This window comes from Paenibacillus macquariensis (assembly GCF_900156375.1).
Classification (GTDB): domain Bacteria; phylum Bacillota; class Bacilli; order Paenibacillales; family Paenibacillaceae; genus Paenibacillus_AQ; species Paenibacillus_AQ macquariensis.
In genome coordinates this window covers 1-6,845 of the sequence record NZ_FTNK01000041.1, presented here as the reverse complement: position 1 = coordinate 6,845, position 6,845 = coordinate 1, and the positions used below count along the sequence as shown (strand labels likewise).

Below are 6,845 nucleotides of genomic sequence, written 5' to 3'. Positions count from 1 at the left end.
CGAATATGCTCAGTGAAGTGCATCAGAATCGAACCGCCCAAGCCATTGTAAGAGGAATTAAAAAGTATTTCGTGGATAGAGAGGGTTAGAAAAAGGAAGGAAGCCTATGAGAATCCTTCTGCCGAGCATGAAATCCAGGACGTAAATGGGGGCCTGCACTGCAGAGGCTATCGTTAGCTGACTTGCAAGATACCAATATTGAAGCCGTATACAATAATGACGAGATGCAGGTTCGCCGTACGAAGCGGGAGTTAGAGCCTCGCGATTAACGATTGGTGTCCAGGAACTAAAAGTGGAGAGCAGCGAGCCGATAACAGAAGGTAATCGTCTGAGAGTCTGGCGTGCTTGTTCTCGTAGATAGCACGGAAAATGGAGAGGAGCGTTTTACGATGAAAAAAGGATATGTATTCAGTTTGGTCGTTGCATTAACCATGACTTTGGCAGCATGCTCTGGCGGAGCCAGTCTTAAGAAGAAAGAGGGGCAACAGGGACAAGATGGGAAGAAGACCGTCGTCTTATCCGTACTCCAAGCTGATCCTGTGTATTCTCTGGCAGAGAAGCAGTATGAAGATAAACATCCGAATGTGGATATTCTAATTAAAGAATATGTCAAGGGGGAAGGCTCGAATCAAGAAGGTGATATCGAGAAATATGTGAACACCACCAACACAGAGCTCCTAACCGGTAAAGGTGCCGATTTGATTTCCCTGAATGTGAAGGATTTGCCCGTTAGGAAATATGTGGACAAAAAATTGCTGGTGAACTTGAGTAGCTTGATGAAGGAGGATGCTACATTTGATTCCAGTCAATATGAGATGAACATTTTGGATGGGGCCAAGATGAATGGAGGTCTCTATACGTTGCCGCTGCGGTTCACCCTTAACGGTTTTATGGGGGATGCGAAGGCGATTGAGGAATCCGGAGTGAAATTCGATGACAGCAAATGGACATGGAGCGAATTCATAACTGTGGGCAAAAGTCTAGCGGCATCCGGCGGCCATAACTATTCGATAGGAAATACGTCTCGAGAACAGATGCTGTACGATTTATTTACTGATAACTATAAGCGAATTGTGAATGAAGAGAAGCGCCCTGCTAGTTTCGATACAAAAGAATTCGCCTTACTCATGGAGCAAGTGAAAACGTTGTTTGAGGAAAAGGTAGTGACGGATGCCGAGGTCGATGCAGGGGATTATTTCTTTTCGACTGTCTGGATTTTCTCTCCTGCAGATTATTTTGTAATGCCATCGCTAATCTTTGAGAAAGGGAAAGGGAAAATCTATAACAAGCCGCTCGCTGCCGGTCAACAAGCGGGGGATTCGTTCACGATGCAGATGACATTGGGGTTGAATGCGAATTCGACCGTTCAGGCGGAAGCTTGGGATTTCATGAAGTTCTTAATGTCCGAGGAGATCCAGACGATGCCAGATCATCAGAGTTTCTCTATCCATAAAAAGGTGAACGAGAAGACATTACAAGACCTCCAGAACAAAGGCTCGATTGATGCTATGGGCTCCACGGTACCGGTTATGAAGGCGGATATTGATATGATCAAGCAGATGATGCAAAATGCAAGCACACCGGAGAAGCATGATTCGAAGATCCGAACGATTATTACAGAGGAAGTGAAAGCTTACTATAGCGGTCAAAAATCGGCACAAGCAGTTGCGGAACTTGTCGCGAATCGTGTGACGACGTACTTGAATGAGTAAGAATAAATAACTTCTAAGAGATAAAGGAAGATAATGAATGAAAAAGTGAACAACAGTATTGCTACTTTCGCTTGTTGTGGCGAGAGTCACTACATGTACATCTTCGGGTATTAAAGGAAACGAGACAGGTGTGCAAAGAATTCAAGATTGCAATTTTTCGTAATGAACCTTGAACGGCAATTCAGGAGCCGACAGAACCAAGGCCAGCTGCAACCGCAGTTGGTCTTTTGGTGCTGTGTTGCTTGTTGAATTCAGCTTTTTACAACTTCATTACAAGTCTATCTCACTTATCATATATTCGCGTACTACACTGGTAGAATACCACCGAAGGCAGTGGCGCAACCCGAGTGATGATGGAGAAAGCCTGAATCGTCAATGAATCGAGAAGTTCGGTGAGAAGGAGGAGGGCCGATGGGTTAGCGAAAATGCTCATCTATACGGTTTTATTATTCGATATCCGAGGGACAAGGAAGCTGTAAAGCAATATAAGTACAAGCCGTGGCGGTCGACTATGCTCCAATCGGGGTTTAATGAGGCATAGAGAGCGGGCATGAGTAAGGAGACAGCATGAAACGGGTGAGGAGAAAACTGCTTCAACGCCGCCAAGCGATACTTATGATAAGCATCGTTGTTTTTATGGGAATGGTCTGGTTGATATATGCGTTATCATCCCCGATTTCGGGGAATCGAATCACAACTTCGGGGGAGTCGACAGTTTCCCTGAACAAGAATATGGCAACGCCGCAAGAAGTATCAAAGCGCTACAAAATTGTGATCGATGCGGGGCATGGAGGCAAGGACCCCGGCGCGGAAGGTGCAAGCGGGAACCGAGAGCGAGCGTACACCCTAGCGCTGTCTACGAAGGTGTATGACTTGCTCCAGCAGGAGCCGATTTTCGAGGCGTACAGAACACGTACGGATGACACCTTTGTCAAGCTGAAGGATCGCGCCCAAATCGCAAATGATCTCGATGCGGACGCATTTGTCTCCATTCATGGGAACACATACAGTGGTCTGGATGTATCTGGCACAGAAACGTATTATTATGCGGACGAAAGTTTTTTGTTCGCAAGCGAGGTGCACGAACAACTGGCAGAGGCTACTGGATTCAAGGACCGCGGCGTGAAAAAGGAAAGCTTGGGGGTGCTGAAGCTCAGCAACAATCTCGCGATTTTACTGGAGTTGGGGTTTCTCACGAACCCCAGCGATGAAACGAATATGCTCAGTGAAGTGCATCAGAATCGAACCGCCCAAGCCATTGTAAGAGGAATTAAAAAGTATTTCGTGGATAGAGAGGGTTAAAGCGAAGTTGTTGTAGGAGGTGTTAAACATGGGGGACAAGCGTTATCGGGGCAAAATATTAAAGTTGCTACGGCAAGATTGGACAGTGGCTGTTCTCTTCTTGGCACCGAGCTTAATAGGCTTCGCCATTTTTTATCTTATTCCGTTTGTTATGGGATTTTTCTATTCTTTCCAAGATAGCACGGTGGATGGCTCTTTTGTCGGTTTTGATAATTATAATGAACTGTATGCTAGCGGATCCTTCCGTAAAGCAGCAACAAACACATTCCTATTTACCGGTATAAGCGTACCGCTCATCGTTGTTTTATCCTTATTATTTGCAATCTTGCTAAATCAAAAATTATTTATTCGGAATTGGCTGCAGACGGCTTTTGTATTGCCACTTGTGGTACCCGTCGCCTCTATCGTAATGATGTGGCAAATATTGTTCGACTGGAATGGTACAGTAAATGTATGGATGCAAAGTATGCATATAGAACGAATCGATTGGATGAAATCAGATTGGTCCATGGGTGTGCTGGTTATCGTGTACACATGGAAAAATATCGGGTACAACATCATTTTATTCTTGGCCGGACTACAAAGTATTCCTAAGGATTACTATGAAACTGCGGATATCGAAGGTGCCGGTAGATTTCATAAATTGATTCATATTACGTTAGTCTACTTGACTCCGACAATGTTCTTTGTCGTGTTAATGTCCATTATTAATTCCTTCAAAGTTTTCCGTGAAACGTATCTGATCGCAGGAGATTATCCACATGACCGTATTTATATCCTGCAACATTATATGAACAACATGTTTCTTTCACTCGATATTCAGAAACTGACGGCTGCTGCCACCTTGATGGTAGGCTGCATTCTAATCAGTGTAACAGTCATGCTTTCAATAGAACGCCGTTTTCGGAAATTCATGGATTAAGTGTAAGGACGGTGATATTGTTGGCTTTATTTCGCAAGTTTGCGTTAACGTTGGTGATTGGAATTATCGCCGCGATGATGCTATTTCCTATTGTTGTCACATTCACAAACTCGTTGATGACGGAAGGTGAGATTGACCATAACTATAATCTCATTGGCCAGATGATTAATACTGCAGCAGGAGAGAAAGATGGATTTGTTAACTTGAAGCTATTTCCCGATTGGCTGACATTTCATCAATATGCGGAGGTGTTGGTTCATAAACCTGTGTTCCTTCAGATGTTTTGGAATTCAGTATTGATGGTCACACCTATCATCGCAGGGCAAGTGTTAGTCGCATCTCTGGCGGCCTATGCCTTTGCCAAGCTCCGATTTTGGGGGCGGGATAAGTTGTTTGTCATTTATTTAATGACCATGATTATGCCGTTTCAAGTCACATTGGTTCCCAACTACATTATTGTGGAGAAACTTGGACTAATGAACACATCATCCGCGATTATTTTACCGGGAATATTCAGTGCTTTCGGTGTATTTATGCTAAGACAGTTCATGCTGCATATTCCGAATTCATATATCGAAGCTGCCAAAATGGACGGAGCTGGACATTTGAGGATTTTTTATAAGATTATCGTTCCTCTTATTCAACCTGGAATCGCTGCGCTGATTGTATTACTATTTGTTGACAATTGGAATATGATCGAGCAGCCGCTTATTTTTATAGAGGATTCATTCAAACAGCCATTATCGCTTTATTTATCGCGTATCAATGAAGGAGCCCGGGGTGTCGCCTTTGCTGCATCTGTGCTGTATATGGCCCCAATGGTGCTGTTGTTTTTATATGCAGAGTCCTACTTTATCGAAGGAATTCAGCTATCAGGAATCAAAGGATAGTCAACATTTAGGATACAAGCTATATTCTGGAAAATTATAGGGGTGATCATGATGGGACTACAACATACCGAACAAGCGAATTCAGGACGTAAACGAACGATTCGAATCTTCTCCGGCTTGTTTATCGGCCTCCTAATTGTATTTACGATGCTTAGCAACACGTTGATGTCTCTAACTTTACCAAAGGTAGCGGTAGTAGAACCGAAACGGGGACAGCTTGTTCATATGTTTCAGAGTAGTGGTGTATTAATGTGGAAGGCAGAAGTTGCATTAACGAATAGTACGGGGTGGAAAGTTACAAAAGTAGATGTAAAAGAAGGGGATCATGTGAAGAAAGGGCAGACACTGGTGACTTACGACAGAAAAGAGGCGGAGCAACAGATTCTGGACGAACAAGCGAGTCTTAAAAAACTTAAGCTCACAATGGAAGAGCTGCAGGGCAGTTTTAAGGAAGCTTCGTGGAGTGCAGATGAGAATAGCATAGGTAACACCAAACGCGAGATAGAGATTAGCAAAATCGATCAGGGGGTTCAACAACGGAAAATACAAAAGTTGCAGGAATATTTGATAAATAATAGCGCAATTGTTGCTCCGTTTGATGGAATAGTTACGAAAGTAAATGCGACGGAGGGCCTTATCTCATCAAATGGCGGGCAAGATGTACATATGTCCAACGGAAGTCTTGGGTTTATGTTTGAGTTATTAGCCCCTGCTAATATAGCTGGAATGTTGAAGATAGGAGAAAAGATCGATGTTCAAGTGGATGGAACTCACATCAAACAAGCCGAGGGCCAAATTGCAGAAATCCAAGATGCAAATTCTGTCGAGGAAGGAACCAAAGGTGAAGGAGAGACTACACCTTTGAAATCTCAAATGAAACGGCTTCTGATCACAATACAAGATGGTAGTTTCAAAAGAGGGGACATTGTTAAGGTGGAGCTGACTAAACCATCGGCCGAGGATACGATATTATTATCCAACAAAGCCATTCACGAAGATGGTAGCGGAAAGTATGTCTATAGAATTGAAGAAAGAAACAGTCCGCTTGGCAACACATTTTACATTCGTAAAGTATCAATTACCGTCGTTGATTCTAATGATCAAGAATCAGCTGTAACCGGAGGTATATTCGAACAAGATCAAATCGTAGTCGACAGCAGCCAGCCGCTGCAGGATGGCAACAAGGTCCGGACGCAGTAAAGTTCGAATGATATAAGGTGAACTACAGATTAAAAAATGCTGGGGGTATGACCAGAGAGTCTTCATTGTAAGGACTTTTATTCAGGGAGGGAAATTCATGCATAAACGAAGAGAGACGTATGTTGCAGTACTGCTACTAGTGATTTTAAGCCAGTCTATTGCATACCGAGCTTACGCAGCATCGCCAATTTCAGCAGCCTCTAAATCAACAACGACAGAAGTATTTACTCTGGACAAACTGGGGTCTATAGCTTTGCAGAGCAATGTTAGCGTGAAGCTGATGGATATCAGCATTCTTGCGCAGCCGAGCGGAAATATACTTACATACACGCTTCGTTATAGCAACGGTAGTGGTAGCAATGTAAGTCTTGTTGATTATTTCTCCAAGGTTACCACAACAGGTGGTACGGTCGTACAAGGAAGCCCTATCACAAGTGATGCGACCAAAAAATCGGTGCCCGCCATGAGCAGTCTATCTGTAACTTATTATGTGAACATTGGCAAGGCTACAAAAGTAAACGGAGCCAAAGTTTCAATATTCGGGTGGGATTTCAATAGCGCTGATTATCAGAAAAGGCTGGGTGTTTTCACGGTTCCGGCCAATTATTCTATGGTAGCTGCTAAAGGCCAGAGCAAGAATATCATGATGAATGATCTTCCTGTAACGACCAAGGCGGAAAGTCTACAAATGATTAAACTAAATGGAAAGGTATACATGAGGGTAGGGGTCAGTCTCGCGAATTCGGGTACAAAAGTACTTAGCGATCCCGGCTATAAAGCATACCTGACATCTGCTGGTGGTACGGTATTCGAGCTCAG

The 6,845-nt window shown here is 43.6% G+C and carries 5 protein-coding genes and 2 pseudogenes; all 7 read left to right on the top strand.

Annotated elements, in window-relative coordinates:
- Positions 1 to 389 precede the first annotated feature (389 nt).
- Positions 390 to 1,712 (top strand): ABC transporter substrate-binding protein, encoded by a 1,323-nt coding sequence (locus tag BW961_RS28475; RefSeq protein ID WP_068591726.1) that lies wholly within the window; start codon positions 390 to 392, stop codon positions 1,710 to 1,712.
- 382 nt (positions 1,713 to 2,094) lie between these two features.
- Positions 2,095 to 2,214: pseudogene (locus BW961_RS28470) on the top strand (D-alanyl-D-alanine carboxypeptidase family protein); the annotation flags it as partial.
- A 65-nt stretch (positions 2,215 to 2,279) separates the two neighbouring features.
- Complete coding sequence (locus BW961_RS28465; RefSeq protein WP_068591728.1) at positions 2,280 to 3,014, top strand: N-acetylmuramoyl-L-alanine amidase family protein; 735 nt, start codon at positions 2,280 to 2,282, stop codon at positions 3,012 to 3,014.
- Between the two features lie 28 nt (positions 3,015 to 3,042).
- Positions 3,043 to 3,936, top strand: a complete 894-nt coding sequence (locus tag BW961_RS28460; protein WP_068591730.1) for a carbohydrate ABC transporter permease — start codon at positions 3,043 to 3,045, stop codon at positions 3,934 to 3,936.
- 20 nt (positions 3,937 to 3,956) lie between these two features.
- The gene (locus BW961_RS28455) at positions 3,957 to 4,826 is read left to right on the top strand and encodes a carbohydrate ABC transporter permease (RefSeq protein ID WP_068591732.1); all 870 of its coding nucleotides are present in this window, start codon (positions 3,957 to 3,959) and stop codon (positions 4,824 to 4,826) included.
- Positions 4,827 to 4,874: 48 nt separating this feature from the next.
- Positions 4,875 to 6,026 (top strand): efflux RND transporter periplasmic adaptor subunit, encoded by a 1,152-nt coding sequence (locus BW961_RS28450; protein ID WP_244556090.1) that lies wholly within the window; start codon positions 4,875 to 4,877, stop codon positions 6,024 to 6,026.
- Positions 6,027 to 6,123: 97 nt separating this feature from the next.
- Positions 6,124 to 6,845, top strand: a pseudogene (locus tag BW961_RS28445) (hypothetical protein); the annotation flags it as partial.